22 protein-coding genes are annotated in these 19,794 nt (G+C 28.4%); 15 read left to right on the top strand and 7 right to left on the bottom strand.

The window, feature by feature from the left end; translation table 11 throughout:
• Positions 1-12: 12 nt before the first annotated feature.
• Positions 13-978 carry a DNA polymerase III subunit delta gene (gene holA / locus L8X50_RS00355; protein ID WP_263660088.1) on the bottom strand — a complete coding sequence of 322 codons (966 nt, stop codon included), beginning with the start codon at positions 976-978 and terminating at the stop codon, positions 13-15.
• The gene (locus tag L8X50_RS00350) at positions 971-2,911 is read right to left on the bottom strand and encodes a VacB/RNase II family 3'-5' exoribonuclease (protein ID WP_263660087.1); all 1,941 of its coding nucleotides are present in this window, start codon (positions 2,909-2,911) and stop codon (positions 971-973) included. The genes holA and L8X50_RS00350 overlap by 8 nt, the downstream gene beginning before the upstream one ends.
• A gap of 107 nt (positions 2,912-3,018) precedes the next feature.
• Here L8X50_RS00350 and ilvC point away from each other — a divergent pair, with 107 nt between their 5' ends.
• Genes ilvC through L8X50_RS00325 form a run of 5 tightly spaced genes read left to right on the top strand, consistent with a single transcriptional unit; the run spans position 3,019 to position 7,124 of the window.
• Positions 3,019-4,041, top strand: a complete 1,023-nt coding sequence (gene ilvC, locus L8X50_RS00345; protein WP_263659087.1) for a ketol-acid reductoisomerase — start codon at positions 3,019-3,021, stop codon at positions 4,039-4,041.
• Position 4,042: 1 nt separating this feature from the next.
• On the top strand, positions 4,043-5,107 hold the full coding sequence (locus L8X50_RS00340; RefSeq protein ID WP_263660086.1) for a divergent polysaccharide deacetylase family protein: 1,065 nt from the start codon (positions 4,043-4,045) through the stop codon (positions 5,105-5,107).
• Positions 5,094-5,861 (top strand): DNA-protecting protein DprA, encoded by a 768-nt coding sequence (locus tag L8X50_RS00335; RefSeq protein WP_263660085.1) that lies wholly within the window; start codon positions 5,094-5,096, stop codon positions 5,859-5,861. The genes L8X50_RS00340 and L8X50_RS00335 overlap by 14 nt, the downstream gene beginning before the upstream one ends.
• A complete protein-coding gene (gene ruvX / locus L8X50_RS00330; protein WP_220567240.1) occupies positions 5,858-6,244 on the top strand; it encodes a Holliday junction resolvase RuvX in 387 nt (128 codons plus the stop codon). Before L8X50_RS00335 ends, ruvX begins: the two co-directional genes overlap by 4 nt.
• Positions 6,231-7,124, top strand: coding sequence for an RsmB/NOP family class I SAM-dependent RNA methyltransferase (locus tag L8X50_RS00325; RefSeq protein WP_263660084.1), 894 nt, complete (start codon positions 6,231-6,233; stop codon positions 7,122-7,124). Before ruvX ends, L8X50_RS00325 begins: the two co-directional genes overlap by 14 nt.
• A gap of 187 nt (positions 7,125-7,311) precedes the next feature.
• Here the strand turns inward: L8X50_RS00325 and rpsO are convergent, their stop codons facing one another.
• A complete protein-coding gene (gene rpsO / locus L8X50_RS00320) occupies positions 7,312-7,584 on the bottom strand; it encodes a 30S ribosomal protein S15 (protein ID WP_263660083.1) in 273 nt (90 codons plus the stop codon).
• 185 nt (positions 7,585-7,769) lie between these two features.
• Here rpsO and L8X50_RS00315 point away from each other — a divergent pair, with 185 nt between their 5' ends.
• The 5 genes from L8X50_RS00315 to L8X50_RS00295 are packed head-to-tail and all read left to right on the top strand — an operon-like array spanning position 7,770 to position 12,234.
• On the top strand, positions 7,770-8,174 hold the full coding sequence (locus tag L8X50_RS00315) for an Rrf2 family transcriptional regulator (protein WP_263660082.1): 405 nt from the start codon (positions 7,770-7,772) through the stop codon (positions 8,172-8,174).
• Positions 8,167-10,326: a flagellar biosynthesis protein FlhA gene (flhA, locus tag L8X50_RS00310; protein ID WP_133318796.1), complete on the top strand. Its 2,160-nt coding sequence runs from the start codon at positions 8,167-8,169 to the stop codon at positions 10,324-10,326. Before L8X50_RS00315 ends, flhA begins: the two co-directional genes overlap by 8 nt.
• 9 nt (positions 10,327-10,335) lie before the next feature.
• Positions 10,336-11,388: a DHH family phosphoesterase gene (locus tag L8X50_RS00305; protein WP_263660081.1), complete on the top strand. Its 1,053-nt coding sequence runs from the start codon at positions 10,336-10,338 to the stop codon at positions 11,386-11,388.
• Positions 11,372-11,608: a hypothetical protein gene (locus tag L8X50_RS00300; protein WP_257942438.1), complete on the top strand. Its 237-nt coding sequence runs from the start codon at positions 11,372-11,374 to the stop codon at positions 11,606-11,608. Before L8X50_RS00305 ends, L8X50_RS00300 begins: the two co-directional genes overlap by 17 nt.
• Complete coding sequence (locus L8X50_RS00295) at positions 11,605-12,234, top strand: hypothetical protein (protein WP_263660080.1); 630 nt, start codon at positions 11,605-11,607, stop codon at positions 12,232-12,234. Before L8X50_RS00300 ends, L8X50_RS00295 begins: the two co-directional genes overlap by 4 nt.
• Here the strand turns inward: L8X50_RS00295 and L8X50_RS00290 are convergent.
• Positions 12,223-12,354 (bottom strand): hypothetical protein, encoded by a 132-nt coding sequence (locus L8X50_RS00290; protein WP_256374638.1) that lies wholly within the window; start codon positions 12,352-12,354, stop codon positions 12,223-12,225. The genes L8X50_RS00295 and L8X50_RS00290 overlap by 12 nt on opposite strands.
• Positions 12,355-12,594: 240 nt before the next feature.
• On the opposite strand from L8X50_RS00290, the gene L8X50_RS00285 reads away from it, so the two are divergent.
• The 3 genes from L8X50_RS00285 to dnaK are packed head-to-tail and all read left to right on the top strand — an operon-like array spanning position 12,595 to position 15,768.
• Complete coding sequence (locus L8X50_RS00285) at positions 12,595-13,377, top strand: HrcA family transcriptional regulator (protein ID WP_087700643.1); 783 nt, start codon at positions 12,595-12,597, stop codon at positions 13,375-13,377.
• A complete protein-coding gene (gene grpE, locus L8X50_RS00280) occupies positions 13,374-13,883 on the top strand; it encodes a nucleotide exchange factor GrpE (RefSeq protein WP_263660079.1) in 510 nt (169 codons plus the stop codon). The genes L8X50_RS00285 and grpE overlap by 4 nt, the downstream gene beginning before the upstream one ends.
• A 22-nt stretch (positions 13,884-13,905) precedes the next feature.
• The gene (gene dnaK, locus L8X50_RS00275) at positions 13,906-15,768 is read left to right on the top strand and encodes a molecular chaperone DnaK (RefSeq protein WP_114640400.1); all 1,863 of its coding nucleotides are present in this window, start codon (positions 13,906-13,908) and stop codon (positions 15,766-15,768) included.
• Between the two features lie 31 nt (positions 15,769-15,799).
• Here the strand turns inward: dnaK and L8X50_RS00270 are convergent, their stop codons facing one another.
• Genes L8X50_RS00270 through L8X50_RS00260 form a run of 3 tightly spaced genes read right to left on the bottom strand, consistent with a single transcriptional unit; the run spans position 15,800 to position 17,863 of the window.
• On the bottom strand, positions 15,800-16,453 hold the full coding sequence (locus tag L8X50_RS00270; RefSeq protein WP_263660078.1) for a DNA/RNA non-specific endonuclease: 654 nt from the start codon (positions 16,451-16,453) through the stop codon (positions 15,800-15,802).
• Entirely contained in the window at positions 16,450-16,893 is a 444-nt protein-coding gene (locus tag L8X50_RS00265) for a GatB/YqeY domain-containing protein (protein ID WP_263660077.1), read from the bottom strand. Before L8X50_RS00265 ends, L8X50_RS00270 begins: the two co-directional genes overlap by 4 nt.
• Before the next feature lie 10 nt (positions 16,894-16,903).
• A complete protein-coding gene (locus L8X50_RS00260; RefSeq protein ID WP_263660076.1) occupies positions 16,904-17,863 on the bottom strand; it encodes a Ppx/GppA family phosphatase in 960 nt (319 codons plus the stop codon).
• 55 nt (positions 17,864-17,918) lie between these two features.
• On the opposite strand from L8X50_RS00260, the gene L8X50_RS00255 reads away from it, so the two are divergent.
• Together L8X50_RS00255 and pdxA are read left to right on the top strand one after the other, a co-directional pair.
• Positions 17,919-18,686 carry a pyridoxine 5'-phosphate synthase gene (locus L8X50_RS00255; protein WP_263660075.1) on the top strand — a complete coding sequence of 256 codons (768 nt, stop codon included), beginning with the start codon at positions 17,919-17,921 and terminating at the stop codon, positions 18,684-18,686.
• Positions 18,683-19,783, top strand: coding sequence for a 4-hydroxythreonine-4-phosphate dehydrogenase (gene pdxA / locus L8X50_RS00250; RefSeq protein ID WP_263660074.1), 1,101 nt, complete (start codon positions 18,683-18,685; stop codon positions 19,781-19,783). Before L8X50_RS00255 ends, pdxA begins: the two co-directional genes overlap by 4 nt.
• Positions 19,784-19,794 lie beyond the last annotated feature (11 nt).

The raw sequence follows: 19,794 nt of genomic DNA, 5'->3' as shown, positions 1-19,794 counted from the left end.
AGTTTTCTTAATTTAACTTTTTAATATGGAGCTAAGTTGTAAAAGTGTTGCGATTAAAAATTCTTTTTTTTCTATTTTAGAATTCTTTTTTAATTCATATTCGCAATTACAAAGTGTCAAAAAGATATTTTTGTATTGTGATATTTTGATCATAAGAGCTTGTTTTTGAAGATTTTGTGCCACAGAAATAGGTGGAGCATAGCCTAAAATTTCTTTTAAGTCTAAATTTCCATAAATTTTAATATGTAAAGCTATTTTAAAAAGTCTAGAAAAATTTGCATATAAGGCATTAATCAATGCTATTTCATTATAATTTTCTAAAATATTTTCAAGTTCGTTTCTTAAATCTTGTTTTTGCATTAATTTATCAAAAAAACTTTCAAAGCTAATAGTACTTAAACTATAACAATGCTCTTGGATGATTTTTTCATTGATATTTAGACCACTAAATTTATTTAACTCATTAGCCGCTAAATATAAATTTTCATTAAAATTATAAAAAAGAGCATAAAGGGCATTTTGAGTAATGTTAATATTTAATTCTTTAGCTTTTAAAGCTAGTAATTCCATGCCTTCCTTAGCTGAATTTACTTTATAAAATCTACAAAAATTATTAGCAAAAATTTTCTCCGCTTCACTTTGTTTGGAGCTTTCATCATAAATTTCAAGTAAAAAATAATTATCTTGCGAATTTTGACAAAGCTGTAAAAGTTGCTTGAGTTCTTTACTTGAGATTTTCTTTTGAGTTTTGATTTCTAGCAGTTTTCTCTCGCTAAATAAAGAAGCGCTAGATAAATAATCATATGCTTGCTTAAAATCATATTCTTCAAAATAAAATCTTAAACTCTCATCAAAAGAGTATTTGTCTTTAATAAATTTAGTATAAAGCTCTATTTGGAAATTATCCGCTCCATAAAGCAAGAAATAATTGGGAAAACTATTACCATTAAGTAAGCTTTGGAGTTGATTTTTATACATTTTGGTTTCTTTCTAAACTAAAATGCTTAGTGATTTTACCAAAAATTTTAGCACTAACAATATCTACTTCAGTGATTTCCACTTCTATGTTTTCTAATAAATTTGCCCTTGAACCTATGATGGTAATCAAAGCTCCCTTAATTTCATCATTTAATTTTACTTGCAATGAACTTTGATTTTCTACCACTAAAGCCTTAAATCTTTTTCCTATATTTTCTTTTGCCCATCTTGCAAATTTTCTATCCATAAAATGCCAAGCAACCTTATCTGCTTCTCTTTCTAATAAACTTAATTCCTCGCAAGTACTTTGTATATTTAAAAGCAAATAATTAAACATTTTTTCATCATTGTTGATTTTAGCTTTTAAAAGTCTATGCAATATAAGATCAGAATATCTTCTAATAGGACTTGTAAAATGGGTATATTTATCAAAACCTAAGCCAAAATGCCCTGCATTTTCACTAGAATATTCTGCTTTTTTTTGCGCTTTGATGATGAGTTTATCTACTTCTTCTCTTATATTTAGCTCATTTGCTAAGACTTGAATGTCTTTAAATAATTCTATGACATTATTTTTAGGATTAATATCTATACTAAGTGTTGAAAGATCAGCTAGCAATTGATCTATTTTTTTATAATCAGGATTTAAATGATTTCTAAAAACTCCTATATCAATGAGTTTTGCTGCAGCTTTATTAGCTAAAAGCATGCAATCTTCGATTAAATTATGCGAGGCAGTGTCATTTTCAAGGCGTGTTTTTATGAGTTTATTATTTTCATCTAAAGTCATTCTTAGCTCTTGGGTTTTAAACTCACAAGCATTTTTTAATCGTTTTTTTCGTAAATTTTGAGTGATTTTGAAAACCTCATAAAGCCAATTGATTGTGCCTAAATCTTCTTGCTTTTGTAAATACTCATCAACTTCATCGTAATTAAAACGGCGTTTTGAGTTGATAATAGCCTCAAAAAGCTCTTCTTTAATCACTTCATTGTTTTGATCTAAGCTTATTTTAAAACAAAATGCTAACCTATCTTCATTAGGTTTTAGTGAGCAAATATTTTCACTCAAAGCTCTTGGTAACATAGGTATGGCAATATGAGGAAAATAAATCGAAAAACCCCTTGATCTTGCTTCTTTATCAATAGCACTATAAGCATGCACATAAGCACTTACATCAGCTATGGCTACATAAATAGCATGCTCATTTTTATCATAATAAATTGCATCATCAAAATCTTTTGCATCAATTGGATCAATGGTGCAAAAATTTAAATTTCTAAGATCTTTTCTTGATGGATACATACTCGCATCAACTTCATTTCCATAAGCTCTTGCTTCATTTTCACATAAATTATCAAAAACTGCATTTTTATTAAAAAGTGCTAAGGAAATTTTTTCATCTACAAAATCATCATTAATATGCCCTATCACTTCAGTGATATTATTATCATGATTTTCTATTTTTAAAATAGTTCCTAAAGGTAGAGTTTTTAAGGATTTTTGAGAGGCTTTTAAGGCACATGTGAGTCCTGTTTGAATATTTACTCCAAGGACTGCTTCACCGTATTTTTTAGTTATAACCAAAGAAGTTTCATGGGCTCTTTTAAGTATTAAGATAACTTTAGCACTTGGACGCTTTTTTTTAAGAGGAAGTAATTTTGCTACAACTATATCAGCATAATTTGCTCCTTTTAAATTTTTATTTTCTATGAGCAAATCACGCTTAAAAACAGGATCAAAACTTTCTAAAAATCCCGTTCCATTAGCTGAAATATCAATCTTACCAAAAGTAAAGCCATCTTTTAAATAGTATTTGTTTTTATAAAATTTAATGATATCGCAAGTTAGCAACTCTCTAATGATTTGCTTGCTTTTATTGGTAATTTCATCAGCATTTAGACCATAGCTTAGTTGATTAAATAATTCTTTCATAATACTCTTTATAGTAATTTTTCAAAACTTAAATTTTATCATAAAAGGATTAAATTTATATTTTTTAGTTATAATCTTTGCTTTAATTTTAATTTTAGGAGTGCATAATGGCTGTGTCAATTTATTATGATAAAGATTGTGATATTAATTTAATAAAATCAAAAAAAGTAGCTATTATAGGTTTTGGCTCTCAAGGTCATGCTCATGCTATGAATTTAAGAGATAGTGGTGTAGAAGTGATCATAGGCTTAAAAGAGGGTGGGCAAAGTTGGGCAAAAGCTCAAAAAGCAAATTTTATAGTAAAAAGTGTAAAAGAAGCTACTAAAGAAGCAGATTTGATTATGATTTTAGCTCCTGATGAAATTCAAAGTGAAATTTTTAATGAAGAAATTAAAACTGAATTAAAAGCAGGTAAAACTCTAGCATTTGCACATGGATTTAATATCCATTATGGACAAATTGTTGCTCCAAAAGGTATAGATGTGATTATGATAGCTCCTAAAGCTCCAGGTCATACTGTAAGACATGAATTTAGTATAGGCGGGGGTACTCCTTGTTTAATTGCTATCCACCAAGATGAAAGTAAAAATGCTAAAAATTTAGCTTTAAGTTATGCTAGTGCTATAGGTGGTGGTAGAACAGGTATTATAGAAACGACTTTTAAAGCTGAAACTGAAACAGATTTATTTGGCGAACAAGCGGTGCTTTGTGGAGGACTTAGTGCTTTAATCCAAGCTGGTTTTGAAACCTTAGTTGAAGCAGGGTATGAACCTGAAATGGCGTATTTTGAGTGTTTGCATGAAATGAAATTAATTGTAGATTTGATTTATCAAGGTGGTATTGCTGATATGAGATATTCTGTTTCTAATACTGCTGAATATGGAGATTATATCACAGGGCCTAAGATTATTACCAAAGAAACTAAAGAAGCTATGAAAGGTGTTTTAAAAGATATACAAAATGGAAGTTTTGCTAAAGATTTTATCTTAGAAAGAAGAGCGAATTTTGCAAGAATGCATGCAGAGCGTAAATTAATGAATGATTCTTTGATAGAAAAAACAGGACGCGAACTTCGCGCTATGATGCCTTGGATTAGTGCTAAAAAATTAGTTGATAAAGATAAAAACTAATTTGAAAACTATAAATAAAAAATACAAAGTGCTTTTAGCACTTTGTCTTGTTGTAATTGGAATTTTTCTTTTTGCATTTGGAGCTTTGTTTTTAAAAAAAGAAGAAAATAAAGGTTTAGATTACAATCAAACAATAAACAAAAAAGAACCATTACCTATAATAGAACAAGAAAATAATTTTAGTTTTAATGATATAAATTTGACTTTAGAAAATGAAAATTTAGAATTTTTAGATAAAAATATTAGTGAAATTTTAAATTTAAACCCTGTAAATACAGAGTTAAATCAAACTAAAGAAGATAATCAAACTTCAATTTTAGAAGTAATAGATCAAAATACAAGCAAAGAATCAAAAAATGAAGAGCAAAATATATCAGATAAAAGCGAGGATAATAAAACTCAAATTCTAGTACAAAAAAATACCAAGCCTCGTCTAGCAATTATCATAGATGATATGGCAAGTCACACTCATGTAGATATGCTTAAAAAAACAAATTTAAAATTAATCCCATCTTTTTTTCCACCTGATAAACGCCATCCTTATACAGCTGAGTTTGCAAAGGATTTTGACTTTTTTATGGTGCATTTGCCTCTTGCTGCTATAAAATATGACAAGGCAGAATTAAACACTTTACACCCTAGTGATGATATGGAAAAAATAAGCAAGCGCGTAGCTTTTGTAAAAGAACAATTTCCAAAAGTAAAATTTATTAACAACCATACAGGAAGTTTATTTACTGCAAATAAGCAGGCTATGGAAAAATTATTTAATGCTTTTAAACAAAATGATTTTATTTTTGTAGATTCAAGAACCATAGGAAATTCTAAAGCTAAAAATTTAGTAAGTCAATTTAATCAGCCTTATATAGCCAGAGATGTTTTTTTAGATAATGAAGATGATATAGCATATATTAAAAATCAACTCAAACAAGCAGTAGAAGAGGCAAGAAAGAAAGGTTTTGCTATAGCTATTGGTCATCCAAGAGAAAAGACTTTTAAAGCTTTGGTGCAAAGTAAAGATTTGTTAAATTCAGTTGAACTTGTATATTTAAATGAAATTTATTGAGAATATTGAAGATTTTAAAAATCTTTTAAATCCACCTTCAAAGATTTATTATAAAGGCAATTTAGAGCTTTTAAATGCTAGAAAAGTAGCTATTATAGGTTCTAGAAAAATGAGCGTTTATACTAAAAATTGTCTCATTGAGTTAGTATCTTTGTTAAAAAAAACTAAGGTTTGTGTAGTAAGTGGTGGGGCTTTGGGTGTGGATATCCAAGCAGCTAAAATAGCTTATCCTCAAACTATAGCCATATTTGCTAATGGACTTGATGAGATTTATCCAAAAGCTAATACAAATGAAATTTTAAATATTTATGAAAATGCATTAGCTTTAAGTGAAAATGAAGCAAAATATAAAGCAAAGCCATATGATTTTTTATTAAGAAATAGGCTTATTATTGCTTTAAGTGAGGTTGTTATAATAGCTCAAGCTGATTTAAAAAGTGGTTCTATGCAAAGTGCAAGGCTTGCTTTGAGTATGAATAAACCTATATATGTATTACCTCATAGGAAAGATGAAAGTGAAGGAACAAATTTACTTTTAGCCACAAAAAAAGCAAATTTAATTCATAATTTTGAGGAATTTGCAAAAATGTTTGGAGAGCTTTATCAAGAGCAAAGTGAGGATGATTTGTTAAGCTTTTTAAAGCATGAAAATGATTTAGAAAAAGTTTTGAAAAAATTTGGTGATAGAGTTTATGAATATGAACTTGAGGGTCTGGTGGAAATTTCTGGAGTGAAAATAAGAGCTTGCATATGAATACTTTAGCGTTAGATATAGGTTTAAAGCGTATTGGTGTTGCTTTGTGTATTAATAAAAGCATGGCCATGCCGCTTGAAGCTATCATTAGAAAAAACCGCAATCAAGCAGCAAATGAGGTAAAAAAATACATTAAAGACTATGATGTAAATACTTTGGTGGTAGGAATTCCTTTGGGCGGATCTAGTGAAGATGAAATGCGAAAAAGAATAGAGCATTTCATATCTTTACTTGATTTTGATAAAGAAGTTTTTTTTGTTGATGAGAGTTTTAGCTCTAAAAACGCACAAGAGCTTGGTGTAGTGAATTTAAAGAAAAAAGATGGCAAACTTGATTCTTTAGCTGCATATTTATTTTTAAAGGATTTTTATGGCCTTGCTTGATTTAAATACAGCTTTAGATGAAATTTATACAAAAGAGCAAAAAGAACAAATCCTTCAAAGTTTTAATCAAGAAAAATATGTCAATATTTTTAGAAATTCTTTGCTTATTGACAATGAAAAACTAGAAGAAATTCTAAATGAAAAAAATATAAAATTTGAAAAAATTGATTTGTATTGTTATAAAATACCTAGTGTTTTTAAAAGCAAATTAAGCTCAATGAATGCTTTTAATGAGGGTAAGTTTTATATACAAAATTATTCTTCGTATTTATGTGCTAAAACTTTGGGTGTTAAAGCTGGTGAGAATGTATTAGATATGTGTGCAGCTCCTGGTGGAAAAAGTTTAAATTTGGCCAATTTTATGCAAAATGAGGGTTATTTAGCAAGTTGTGAATTATCTAAAACACGCTTTTTTACCTTAAAAAAAACTATGGAAAATTATCAAGTTAAAATTGCAAAATGCTTTTTAAAAGACGCACGCACTATAGGTAAAGCTTGTCCTTTGAAATTTGATAAAATTTTGCTTGATGCGCCTTGTTCAACTTTTGCAAAAATGGGTTTTGAAATACAAAAAAACACAAAAGAAATTAAGCAAATAGCAAATTTACAAAAAAAACTTTTACATTCAGCATTACTAGCCTTAAAACATGGTGGGGAATTGGTTTATAGTACTTGTACATTTTTAAGAGAAGAAAATGAAGCTGTTTTAGAAAATGCGTTAAGAAGTGAAAATTTTAAATTAGAATTACTAGATTTTGATTTATTAAATGTTAACTTCATTAATGCAAAAAGTGATGATTTTGATTTGTCATTTGCCAAAAGAGTTTTACCAGATAATTATGCAGATGGATTTTTTATAGCAAAAGTGAAAAAACATTAAAAATCAATAAAATTAAATGTGAAAAATATTTTTACTCATAAAACTTAAAGTGCTATTTTTAGATACTTAGAAGCTAAAATCACATCGTGAAACTCTTGTGAATAAAATATTGAAATTTTGAAAACTTAAATTAAAGAAGTGGTAAATAACTAAAATAAAATATATTAAAGATAAATAAGCACGAGGCTTATTTATCTCTTAAATTTAATTCGCTGATTAATTTAGAATAAGCTTGATAATCTTTTCTTTTTAGATAAAATAAAAGTCTTTTTCTTTGACCAACAAGCTTTAAAAGACCTAAACGAGAAGAAAAATCTTTTTTGTAGATTTTTAAATGTTCTGTTAAATCTGAAATTCTTGCGCTTAAAAGTGCGATTTGAACTTCTGGAGAACCAGTATCTCCTTCTTTTCTAGCAAATTTTGCAACTATTTCTGCTTTTTTAGCCGAATCTAAAGCCATAATAGACCTCCTGAGCGGTATTTAAAATAAAAAGTGCAATTATAACTAAAAAAAACAAAAAAAATGCTGAAATTTAAAAAATAAGAAATTTAATATTTAACAACACATATTTTTGATATAATTAAAATTTTTATTTAAAATTAAAAATAGATATTGTTTATTAATATTTCAATGAAAGGAAAAAAGTGTTATTTACCAAAGCTAGCGAATATGCTTTATTGTCTTTAATTCATATAGCAAAATCCCAAGAACCACAAGATGTAGATACCATGTCAAGTGTTTTAGATATACCAAAAAGTTTTTTAGCAAAAATTTTACAAGCACTTGCTAAAGACGCACTTTTGAAATCTTATAAGGGTGCTAAAGGTGGATTTATGCTTGTTAAAAAGCCAAGTGAATACACTTTAAAAGAAATTATTAATAGTGTAGAGAAAAAATCTATCAATGTATTTGAGTGTAGTAATGGAATTTGTCCTTCGCAAAAAGAAGAAAATTGTAAAATTATGCCTGTGTTGGTGAAGCTTCAAAATAAGATAGATTATTTTTTAGTTTCTATTACTCTAGAGGATATTATTCAAAATAATGGCTAAAAGGGATATTTTTAGCTTAGTATTGCCTTGGATTGCTCCACTTGTTGCACCTATTTTAAAGGCAAAGAGTCTAACTATAGTAGCTGTAATTATTGCAATTTTAGCTATTATTATAGTACCTTTACCAAGTATAGTTTTAGATTTTTTTCTTGCATTAAGTATAGCAATTTCAGTTTTAATTATTTTAATTTCTTTATATATACCAAAACCTACAGATTTAACAACTTTTCCAACTATGATTTTAATTATTACGCTTTTTAGACTTTCACTTAACATAGCTACAACGCGTATGATTTTAAGCGAAGGTCATCAAGGTCCAGCTGCTGTTAGTGATATAGTGGCAAGTTTTGGTGAATTTGTTGTTGGTGGAAATTATGTTATAGGTATGGTTGTTTTTTGTATTTTAGTTTTAATCAATTTTATGGTTGTAACTAAAGGTAGTACAAGGGTTTCTGAAGTTCAAGCAAGATTTACCCTTGATGCAATGCCAGGTAAGCAAATGGCTATTGATGCGGATTTAAATGCAGGTTTGATTGATGAAAAAACTGCACGCGCAAGACGCCAAGAAATCATAGCTGAAGCAAATTTTTATGGAGCAATGGATGGTTCTTCTAAATTTATAAAAGGGGATGCTGTTGCTGGGATTATTATCACCATTGTAAATTTAATTGGTGGGTTTATGATAGGTTATTTTCAGCATGATATGGAGCTTGGAGAATGTGCTTCAACTTATACTATATTAACAATAGGTGATGGACTTGTTTCTCAAATTCCTGGACTTATAACTTCAACGGCAACTGCAATTATCATCACGCGTGCTAGTAAAGATGAGGATAATTTTGCTGAAGGTTCTATCAATCAGCTTTTAGGGGAATACAAAACTTTATTAATTGTAGGCTTTGTTTTATTTATATTTGCTTTAGTACCAGGCTTACCACATTTTTCTTTGGGCTTTATGGCTTTGGTGTTTTTAGGACTTGGTTATATGATAAAGCAAGTGCAAGAAGGTAAAATTCAAATCAATGCAATTTCAGCTAAAAAGTCTCAAGAAACCCATGAAGAAGAACAAGCTAAACCTCAAAAACGCAGCGAAGAAGAAATCTTAAAAGAAGAAGAAAATAAAATCACAGATATTTTAAAATTAGAAATTTTAGAATTAGAATTAGGTTATGGACTTATCAAACTAGCAGAAAGTGAATTAACAGAGCGTATTAGATCAACAAGACGCAATATAGCTCAAAGTTTAGGTTTTTTAATGCCAAAAATTAGAATTAGAGATAATTTGCAATTAAAACCAAATGAATATACTTTTAAACTCAAAGGTGTGGGTATAGCTAGTGCTGAAATTTATCCTGATAAATATCTAGCTATGGATAGTGGTTTTATCACTGAACCTATCGAAGGTATAGCTACTAAAGAACCTGCTTTTAATTCTGATGCTTTATGGATAGAATCATCTTTAAAAGATGAGGCAACGCTAAATGGTTATATTGTAATTGATCCAGCAAGTGTGATTTCAACCCATATGAGTGAGCTTATAAAAGCTAATGCTTCAGAGCTTTTAACTAAACAAGAGGTTCAAAATTTATTGGATAAAATCAAAAATGATTATCCTATCGTAGTAGATGATTGTTTAAGAGTTGCTAGTATAGGTTTAATCCAAAAAGTTTTAAAAGCTTTACTTAAAGAACATATTCCTATTAAAGATATGCTTACAATTTTAGAATCAATTAGTGATATAGCTGAAGTAAGTAAGAGTTTGGATATGATTATTGAGCATGTAAGGGCTTCTTTAGCAAGAGCGATTACAAATTTATATGTGGATGAAAAAGGGCAAATTAGTTTTTATATTTTTGATGCAGCTGCTGCTGCAAAATTAATGGAGCATGTGCAGTTTAAAGATGGTTCGTATCATTTAATGATAAATGTAGCTCAAACTGGTGCTTTAGTAGAAGCTTTAAAAGCTGAACTTGCAAGTGTGGCAAATACAAGAATTAAACCTTTCTTGCTTTGTGTTGAGCCGCAACTTAGAAAATTCATTGCCGATATTTGTTCTAATTTTGGTATTAATATTACGGTCTTAAGTTTTGCTGAGATTGCAGAAAATACCAAATTTGAAACAGAAGGTATTATAAAAGTTGATAATTTATAAAGGAAAAATATGAAAATTTATCATCTTTCACATACGGATTTAGATGGTTATGCTTGTCAGTATGTGCTAGATTTTTATTTTAAGAATTGTTATTTTTATAATTCTAATTACGGTAAAGAAATTAATGAAAATTTTAATGTGATTTTTAAAAATATAGAGGAAGATTTAAAGCAAAATCCTAATGAAGAATTTGTGATTTTAATCACGGATTTAAATTTAACATTAAGTCAATGTGAAGATTTTCAAAAAGCTATAGAAGGCAAAAAAATCAAACTTTTACTTTTAGATCATCATCAAAGTGGCTTAGAATGTATGCAAAAATATCCTTGGTATTTTTTAGATGATAAAAGATGTGCTACTAAGATTGTTTATGATTTTTTTAGTAAATGTTATGGCGAAAATAAGGCTTTGTCAGAATTTGTGGATGTGGTAAATGCAGTAGATATTTGGTTGAGTGAAGATGAGAATTTTGAGCTTGGAAAAGTACTGCTTGGTATGGTTTCTGGAGCAAAAGAAATCAATAGGGTAATGTTTGCACAAGAAAATATCAAATATCTTTTTTATCTTTTTGATGTTTGTAGAAAATACATTCATCAAAAAAATGCTCATATTAATTTAGATGATGATTTACATGGCTTAAAAAAATCTTTTTTTAAAAAAGAAAATGATGATACTTTAAGCAATTTAATTTCTAAATTTGTGGTAGAAAGATTAAGTGTAAATAAAGAAAAATTTAGTGTATTTTATAAAGGAAGTAAAGGTTTATTAACTTCAAATATAGGCAATACTTCCGTAATTGGAAATGATTTTTTAATACAAAATCCTGATTTTGATTTTTTTGTTGATCTTAGTTCGAGAAAAACCTTAAGTTTTAGAGCAAATAATAAAATCGATGTGAGTTTGATGGCTAAAAGTTTGGTTAATGGGGGAGGGCATAAAAATGCTAGCGGAGGATTATTTGCTGCGTATAAAGATAGCTCTAATTATGATTTTATAAAAGCACAATTTGTAGATTTAATTAAAAGTAAAGAATTAAAGGAAAATAATGAAAACAAATCATGATTTTAAAGAAGAAATAGAAAATTTACAATATGAATTAAGTATAGTTTTAGAAGCAATGCTCTTGTTTGCTGGGGTAAAAAGAGTAAAATTAGAAAAAGCAATTGGAGTTTATATTGATTGTATTGATGAGGTTTGTCAAAATACCCAAAAAGAAGGAGTTGATGAGATCTTAGAAGTAGTAGAGTACTTAAAAATTCATCATAAAGATTTATTTGAATGAAAAATTTATTATTGCTTTTTATAGGAATTTTTTCTTATGCAAATATCTATGAAGATTTAAGTGATTTTGCTTATAATAAACAAAACACGCTAAATTTAAGCTCTAGTCAAGCTTTATTTTTAGAATACAAACAAAACAAACAAGCTTGTGTGGATATAGTGCTTGCTAAAGATAAGGCTTTCGTGGTTAAATTTTATCCATTGTGTGAAAATTTAAACGAAAAAAATCTAAATGAATACTTAAATACGCAATTTATAAGTTTATACACTAAAGATTTATCAAAACTAAGAAAAGAAATTGCTGATATTAAAAATATTATGCGCGATTTTATGATTTATTATACCTTACATCAATCTTTTGCAAATGAAATTAATAAAATGAGTAAAAATGATAAATTACAAGTGTATGAACTAGATGAGAAGAAAGGTGGAAAAATTCTCTACAAGGTCAATGATCAAGCTTGTGTAATTTTTGATTTATATTTAGATGAAAATTTGCAAGCTAGTATGCAAGTAAGTGGAATGGAAAATTTGGATAAAACTTGTATGGAGTTAATCTCATCCCCTGATTTTAAAGACTTATCTTTTACAAAAGAGGGTATGAGAAAATATAAATTAAAAAACTAATCTAAAAAATCTTAAATAATATAACTTTAAAATTCTACTTAAAGCCATTTTTTTTCTTTCTATATTGGAAAACACATAAGCTTCAAGATCTTGCTTTTCTCTTAAAGTAAGATTTTTCATTATTATAAACCTTTTAAAAAATATTGCTAGACGCAATTATATTATCTTTTCTTTTAAAAAAACTGAAAAATAAGTTTTTATATATTATATATAAATGGCTAAATAAACTTTAGTTATATAGACTAAATAATTTTAAATATTTTTATTTAAAAATAACTTGACATTATTATACTAAAGTTGTATAATTATCTTGTCACTTAAAAACATTGAGTGCTAAAATAAAAAATTTAAGGTTTTATAGTGAAGTCTTATAGTAAAAAAGATTTAATTTTAAAAACTATCATTGAAACCTATCTAGAGGGTAATAACCCTGTGGGTTCTAATGAGTTAAATCATAAAGTTAGCATACCTGCTTCTACTATAAGAGTTTATTTTAAAAAATTAAGCGATGAGGGTGTATTAACGCAACTTCATATTAGCAGTGGTCGCATACCAACTTTTAGTGCTATGAAGGCTTATTGGTATGAGCAACTTTGCGAAGATGAGATTGTGATTAACGATCTTGCATTATTAGAATTTTTGCTTGATAAGTTTGAAATTTATACCTTAGTTTATGGTGGCGATGAGCTTATTTTGCAAGATATTACCAAGGTTAATGATAAATTTATCATACTTGATTTTGGACAAAATGAGTTGGTTTTAAGATTTAGCCAAGATAGTCTGGTTTTCTTACAAAGGCTAGTAGGACTTGATCTAAAAAGTATTGAAAATTTAGCTTTTAGAGTTGAGTTTAAAGAGTTATTGGAAAAAATAACTATGCTAAAAGAAGCTATGGTTTATTATAGATATAATGAGAGTAAAGCTTATCAAATTTATCAAAATGATGAATTTGCTAAGCTTTTATCTCCTCAAATTGGATTTTATTTTAACGATAAATTGCAATTTGATCCTTTATTTGAAGAGGGTTTTATGGGATTAAAGCTTAAGAGTACATTTTTAGGCAAAGAATCTAATGTGGTTTTTGCTGGTAGTGTGTATTCTGATTTTAAAACAATGTTAAATATTATAAAGGAGGCTGCGTGAGCGAAGAAAAGCAAAATGAGCAAATGCAAGAAGAAGCAGTGGAAAATTCAGAAAATCAAAACAATGAATTAGAAAAACTTCAAGCAGAGTATAATGAGTTAAAAGATACTTATTTAAGAGCAAATGCTGAATTTGAAAATATCAAAAAAAGAATGGAAAAAGAAAAAATTTCAGCAACAATTTATGCAAATGAAAGTTTTGCTAAAGATTTGCTTGATGTAGTTGATGCATTAGAGGCGGCTATTAATGTAGAAGCTAATGATGAATTAAGTTTGAAAATAAAAGAAGGGGTTCAAAACACTTTAGACTTGCTTTTGAAAAAACTTGAAAAACATATGGTTAAAGCAATAGAAGCAAATGGTGAGTTTGATCCAAATTTACATGAAGCAATGTTTCATGTTGAAAGCACTGATCATGAAAGTAATCATATTGTCCAACTTTTACAAAAGGGCTATATGATGAATGATAGAGTAATTAGATCAGCAAAAGTTAGTGTTGCAAAATAAAATTTAATAAAAAGGATAAAAAATGGCAAAAGTTATAGGTATAGATTTAGGTACAACAAATTCTTGTGTGAGTGTATATGAAAGAGGTGAGAGTAAAGTTATCCCAAATAAAGAAGGTAAAAACACTACCCCTTCAGTAGTTGCTTTTACAGATAAAGGTGAAGTTTTAGTTGGAGATAGCGCTAAGCGTCAAGCTGTGACTAATCCTGAAAAAACTATTTATTCCATAAAAAGAATCATGGGTTTGATGATTAATGAAGAAGCAGCAAAAGAAGCTAAAAATCGCTTACCTTATCATATCACAGAGAGAAATGGGGCTTGTGCGATTGAAATAGCAGGTAAAATTTATACTCCACAAGAAATTTCAGCAAAAGTTTTAATGAAATTAAAAGAAGATGCAGAAGCTTTCTTGGGTGAAAAAGTAGAAGATGCGGTTATTACTGTTCCAGCGTATTTTAATGATGCACAAAGAAAAGCTACAAAAGAAGCAGGACAAATTGCAGGATTGAATGTATTAAGAATTATTAACGAACCAACTGCAGCAGCTTTGGCTTACGGACTTGATAAAAAAGAAAGTGAAAAAATTGTAGTTTATGATTTAGGCGGTGGTACATTTGATGTTACTGTGCTTGAAACAGGTGATAATGTTGTAGAAGTTTTAGCAACAGGCGGTAATGCATTTTTAGGCGGTGATGATTTTGATAATAAATTAATCGATTTTTTAGCAAATGAGTTTAAAGATGAAACAGGTATTGATCTTAAAAACGATGTAATGGCTTTGCAAAGATTAAAAGAAGCAGCTGAAAATGCTAAAAAAGAATTAAGTTCAGCTAATGAAACTAATATTAATTTACCATTTATCACAGCTGATGCAAGTGGCCCAAAACACTTAACTAAAACTCTAACAAGAGCTAAATTTGAAAGTATGATTGATGGTTTAGTTGCTGAAACTATTAGCAAAATTAATGAAGTAGTAAAAGATGCAGGGCTTGATAAAAGTGAAGTAAAAGAAATTGTTATGGTGGGTGGTTCTACTCGTGTTCCACTAGTACAAGAAGAAGTTAAAAAAGCCTTTGGAAAAGAGCTTAATAAATCAGTAAATCCTGATGAAGTTGTTGCAATAGGTGCGGCAATTCAAGGTGCGGTTATTAAAGGTGATGTTAAAGATGTATTATTGCTTGATGTTACTCCGCTTTCTTTAGGTATTGAAACTTTAGGTGGTGTGATGACTAAAATCATCGAAAAAGGTACAACTATACCAACTAAAAAAGAGCAAGTTTTCTCAACTGCTGAAGATAATCAAAGCGCAGTTACTATCAATGTTTTACAAGGTGAGAGAGAATTTAGCCGTGATAATAAATCTTTAGGAAATTTCAATCTTGAAGGAATTCCACCAGCACCTCGTGGTATGCCACAAATTGAAGTAACTTTTGATATTGATGCAAATGGTATTTTAACAGTTAGTGCAAAAGATAAAGCTACAGGTAAGGCTCAAGAGATTAAAATCACAGGTTCAAGTGGATTAAGTGAAGAAGAAATCAACAACATGGTAAAAGATGCAGAGCTTCACAAAGAAGAAGATAGAAAACGCAAAGAAGCAGTAGAAGCTAGAAATGCTGCTGATAGCTTGGTACATCAAGTAGAAAAATCTTTAAGTGAGCTTGGAGATAAAGTAGGCGATGATGATAAAGCAAATATTCAAAAAGCTTTAGATGAGTTAAAAGAGACATTGAAAAATGCTAATGCTTCTAAAGAAGAAATCGAAGGCAAAATGAAAGCTTTAAGTGAAGTTTCTCATAAATTAGCAGAAAATATGTATAAAAAAGAAGAACCAAACGCTCAAAAGAAAAAAGATGATGATGTAATTGATGCTGAAGTTGAGTAAAAACTAAACTAGAAGCCTTGTTGCTTCTAGTTTAATCAATATATTTTTTACAATCTTCCTTAAAATAATTTCTATCAAATCTTGCAAAATTATCATTATTTGGCACTTTATAACATTCAGTGAAATTTTTAGCCTTAAGAATTTTGATATAAAAACTAGGAATGGCTATGTTGTTTTTAATGCGTTTTGGCTTATCATCATAAAGTACTAAATTTAAGACTTCTAATTCTTTATTTTTCTTTGCTAAATATCTTTCTCTTTGTTCGATTTCATTCCAAATTTCTGCATTAATATCTTTTTTTTGCGGAGTGATATTGCTCATTAAAAAAGTGCTAAGTTGGGCTTGTGGGGTTGCATTCATGGATTGATTTGGTACAACATGCCCTCTTGTATAACCACTTCTTAGATAATCCTCCCAATAAGTTCTATACTTTTTAGGAATATTGGTATCATCTTTAAATTTTGGGCGTTTTTTGATGTGCCCTTGATTTAAAATTTTAGCTTCTAGTTTATAAGCAATTGCCTTAGTGCCTTTATAATTATAATCATAACAATTAATATAATAATATTTATCCATTAATAAAGAGCAGTCTTTAAAATAAGCTTTAAAGCTAGGATGTAATTCATATTGAGTATAAGCAAAAGAGCTTAAAGCTAAGGCGCAAAGTGTTAAAACTTTTTTCATGCTAAAAGCTTTCTTACCATTTCATTAAGTCTTTTACCATCAACGCTCGCGCCAAAAGCTGCTTTAGCTTCTTTCATCAAAATACCTTGTTCTTTTAAAGAGCTAATTTGTAGTTTTTCTATAAGTTTTTTTAGCTCACTTTCTAATTCCTTATCGCTAAGTTGTTTTGGTAAATAAGCACTTAAAATAGCTACTTCTTGGAGTTCCTTTTGTGCTAAATCTTCTCTAGAACCTTTGCTAAAAGCAAGTGCGGCTTCATTTCGTTTTTTAATCTCACTCGCAATGATTTTATATATTCTTTCATTATTAAGTGTGATTCTCTCATCAACTTCTATTTGTTTAAAGCTAGCATTAAGCGTTCTTAAAGTGTTTCTTTTAAAATCATCTTTATTACGCATAGCTTCTTTGATATCTTCTAAAATTTGATCTTTTAAACTCATTTTTTCTCCTTTAAAATTTGATATTTTTAAAATGTGCTATACACACACCTTCTCTAACACCATCATCAATCACAATGAGCTTTTGCTTATTAAATAAAGCAAAAAGTATCATTGAGCCTGCTATGAGGTATTTTTTTCTATTTTCTCCAAGATAAATTTTAGCTTTTTCTTGTTCTAAATTCCAAATTTTTAATGCAAAATCAAAAAAATCTTTGCGTTTGAGTATTTTGCCATTTACACTTTCTTCTAGATAATCTTTGTATTTTATGTTTTGTTTATAAGCACAAAGTGTGGTAGGTACTCCTGAATTTAGTATGAAAAAATTTCCTTTTAATTTTATATCTTTACTAAGATTAAAAGCTTTTAAGGCAAGTTGCTTTAAATGCGCAGGGTAGGGGCTTAGATGAATTTTTAATTTTTCATCTTTAATACGCACAAGATTTTGTGGATATTTTTTAAAAAATCTTACATAAATACTTGGTTTTATGGCTTTAAAATGCATTCTTTCATAAAAACTAATGATTCCAAAATCATAACTTTTGCTAAACTTATCATTTGAAATTTCACAAGAAGCACCGCCCAAATCACAATAACTTAAGTCTTTTCTAAAAAGTTTAAGAGCTTTAAGACGCTCTTGCATACCTAAAACGCTTAGTTTTGCTTCGGTTTTTGCATCGATTAATTTTATATCAAGTTTAAATTCTTTTTGAATTTTTTCAAAAATAAGCTTAGTATTTTTTGCTTTTCTAAAAGCAGCTGTGGCGACTGCTTTAGCTTGACTTAAGTTATAATTTTTTTCTTTTAAGATTTTCAAAGCGCTAAAAATTCTTTCTATAGCTTCATCACTAATGGTGTCATTTTGCATATTTTTAGCTGCTCCTATGATAAATTCTTCACTTTTTAATTTATTAAAATTCTCATCCATCAAAACAGCTCTTAATGTATTTGAACCCATATCAATACCTAGCACTAGCTCTCCTTAAAAAATTTAAAGTATAATAGCAAAAAACTTATAAGGAAAACTTATGCTTTTAGGGGTTAATATCGATCATATAGCAGTTTTAAGAGAAGCTAGAAAAGTAAATGATCCTGATTTACTTGAAGCTGCTATTTTGAGTGCAAATTTAGCTGATCAAATCACTATCCATGTGAGAGAAGATCGTCGTCATGCTAATGAGTTTGATTTAGAAAATATCTTAAAATATTGCAAGTGTGTAGTGAATTTAGAATGCTCTATTGATATGATAGAATATGCTTTAAAATACAAACCCTCGCGCGTTACTTTAGTACCTGAAAAAAGACAAGAGCTTACAACAGAAGGTGGTTTAAATTTAGACAATAAAAAACTACAAGAAGCCATTAATGCTTTAAAACAAGAGCAAATTGAAGTTTCTTTATTTATTGATCCAAATTTAGAAGATATTAATAAATCATCTTCTTTAAATACTGATTTTATAGAGCTTCATACAGGATTGTATGCTAATATTTATAATGCATTATATACCAATATCAATCAAACTTCTTATGCATTGCCTGAATTAATTTTAAGTAAAAATGAACTCAAAAAGCTTTTAGAAAATGAACTCCAAAGATTAAAACAAAGTGCGAGTTTGGCTAAGGGTTTAAATTTAAGAGTGGCAGCTGGTCATGGGCTTAATTATAAAAATGTAAAAAATATTGTGGATATTTTAGAAATAGAAGAGTTAAATATAGGTCAAAGCATAGTAGCAAGATCGGTTTTTGTAGGCTTAGAAAAAGCTATATTGCAAATGAAAGCTTTGATTAAAAGATGAAAAAAATTGCTATTAGTATAGGAGATTTAAATGGTATAGGTATGCAAATTTTATTATCTTGTCATGATGAGCTAGTAAAAATTTGTGAGCCATATTATTTTGTGCATTATGAATTATTTCAAAAAGCAAATAAACTTTTAAAAATAAATCCTAAATCTAAAATCAATTTAGTTGAAATTTCTAATGCTTTAAAACCACATTTTGCCTTTAAAGAAGAAAAAGAAAATTTTTTAATTTATGAGTTTTTATATCAAGCTAATAAAATTATTGATTTTGATTTTGAGTTAAATCCTGCAAATTTAGACGCTAAAAGTGGAGCTTATTCTTTTTTAAGTTTTGAAGGAGCTAGTTATTGCACGCATTTATTTTTAGATGCTTTAGTAACTTTACCGATTAATAAAAAAACTTGGCAAATGGCAGGAGTGAGCTATAAAGGTCATACTGAAGCACTAAGAGATTTTTTCAAACAAGATGCTATTATGATGTTAGGGTGTGATGAGCTTTTTGTGGCTTTATATACTGAGCATATGCCTTTAAGAGATGTTTATAAAGAAATTAAGGCTTTTGAACTTGCGAAATTTTTAATTAATTTTTATCAATGCACTTTATTTGAAAAAATTGGAGTTTTGGGTTTTAATCCTCATGCAAGTGATAATGGCGTAATAGGCGGAGAAGAAGAGCAGGAAATAAAAAAAGCTATAAGAATGGCAAATGTATTTTTAAAAGATCATGCATTAAATTTACAAAATTTGGAAAATGAATATTTTTTAAGTCAAAAAGAAAAAGAGTTTTCTTATAAGGAAAATATTTTTTTAAGTGAGCCTTTAGTGGCCGATAGTGCTTTTACTCCTTTTGCATTAAGTAAATGCAAGTATTTAGTTAGTATGTATCATGATTTAGCTTTAGCACCTTTAAAAGCTTTGTATTTTGATAAAAGTATTAATGCGAGTTTAAATTTACCCATAATTCGAACTAGTGTTGATCATGGAACAGCTTATGATAGGGCTTATAAAAATGAAAAAATAAACTTACAAAGTTATATGCAAGCAGTAAAATCTGCTTTACAATTTTTACAAATCAAAGAAAAAAATAAGTAAAAGTTACTAAA

This window comes from Campylobacter sp. CNRCH_2013_0898h (assembly GCF_025772965.1).
In the GTDB taxonomy this organism is placed as follows: Bacteria; Campylobacterota; Campylobacteria; order Campylobacterales; family Campylobacteraceae; genus Campylobacter_D; species Campylobacter_D lari_D.
This window is presented reverse-complemented; position numbering and strand designations above follow the sequence as displayed.

Excerpts from the sequence above, each read along its gene's own strand:
- holA (WP_263660088.1), bottom strand. The coding sequence starts at position 978 with ATGTATAAAAATCAACTCCAAAGCTTACTTAATGGTAATAGTTTTCCC.
- L8X50_RS00350 (WP_263660087.1), bottom strand. The coding sequence starts at position 2,911 with ATGAAAGAATTATTTAATCAACTAAGCTATGGTCTAAATGCTGATGAA.
- ilvC (WP_263659087.1), top strand. The coding sequence starts at position 3,019 with ATGGCTGTGTCAATTTATTATGATAAAGATTGTGATATTAATTTAATA.
- L8X50_RS00335 (WP_263660085.1), top strand. The coding sequence starts at position 5,094 with ATGAAATTTATTGAGAATATTGAAGATTTTAAAAATCTTTTAAATCCA.
- ruvX (WP_220567240.1), top strand. The coding sequence starts at position 5,858 with ATGAATACTTTAGCGTTAGATATAGGTTTAAAGCGTATTGGTGTTGCT.
- L8X50_RS00325 (WP_263660084.1), top strand. The coding sequence starts at position 6,231 with ATGGCCTTGCTTGATTTAAATACAGCTTTAGATGAAATTTATACAAAA.
- rpsO (WP_263660083.1), bottom strand. The coding sequence starts at position 7,584 with ATGGCTTTAGATTCGGCTAAAAAAGCAGAAATAGTTGCAAAATTTGCT.
- flhA (WP_133318796.1), top strand. The coding sequence starts at position 8,167 with ATGGCTAAAAGGGATATTTTTAGCTTAGTATTGCCTTGGATTGCTCCA.
- L8X50_RS00305 (WP_263660081.1), top strand. The coding sequence starts at position 10,336 with ATGAAAATTTATCATCTTTCACATACGGATTTAGATGGTTATGCTTGT.
- L8X50_RS00300 (WP_257942438.1), top strand. The coding sequence starts at position 11,372 with ATGAAAACAAATCATGATTTTAAAGAAGAAATAGAAAATTTACAATAT.
- L8X50_RS00295 (WP_263660080.1), top strand. The coding sequence starts at position 11,605 with ATGAAAAATTTATTATTGCTTTTTATAGGAATTTTTTCTTATGCAAAT.
- L8X50_RS00290 (WP_256374638.1), bottom strand. The coding sequence starts at position 12,354 with ATGAAAAATCTTACTTTAAGAGAAAAGCAAGATCTTGAAGCTTATGTG.
- dnaK (WP_114640400.1), top strand. The coding sequence starts at position 13,906 with ATGGCAAAAGTTATAGGTATAGATTTAGGTACAACAAATTCTTGTGTG.
- L8X50_RS00270 (WP_263660078.1), bottom strand. The coding sequence starts at position 16,453 with ATGAAAAAAGTTTTAACACTTTGCGCCTTAGCTTTAAGCTCTTTTGCT.
- L8X50_RS00265 (WP_263660077.1), bottom strand. The coding sequence starts at position 16,893 with ATGAGTTTAAAAGATCAAATTTTAGAAGATATCAAAGAAGCTATGCGT.
- L8X50_RS00255 (WP_263660075.1), top strand. The coding sequence starts at position 17,919 with ATGCTTTTAGGGGTTAATATCGATCATATAGCAGTTTTAAGAGAAGCT.
- pdxA (WP_263660074.1), top strand. The coding sequence starts at position 18,683 with ATGAAAAAAATTGCTATTAGTATAGGAGATTTAAATGGTATAGGTATG.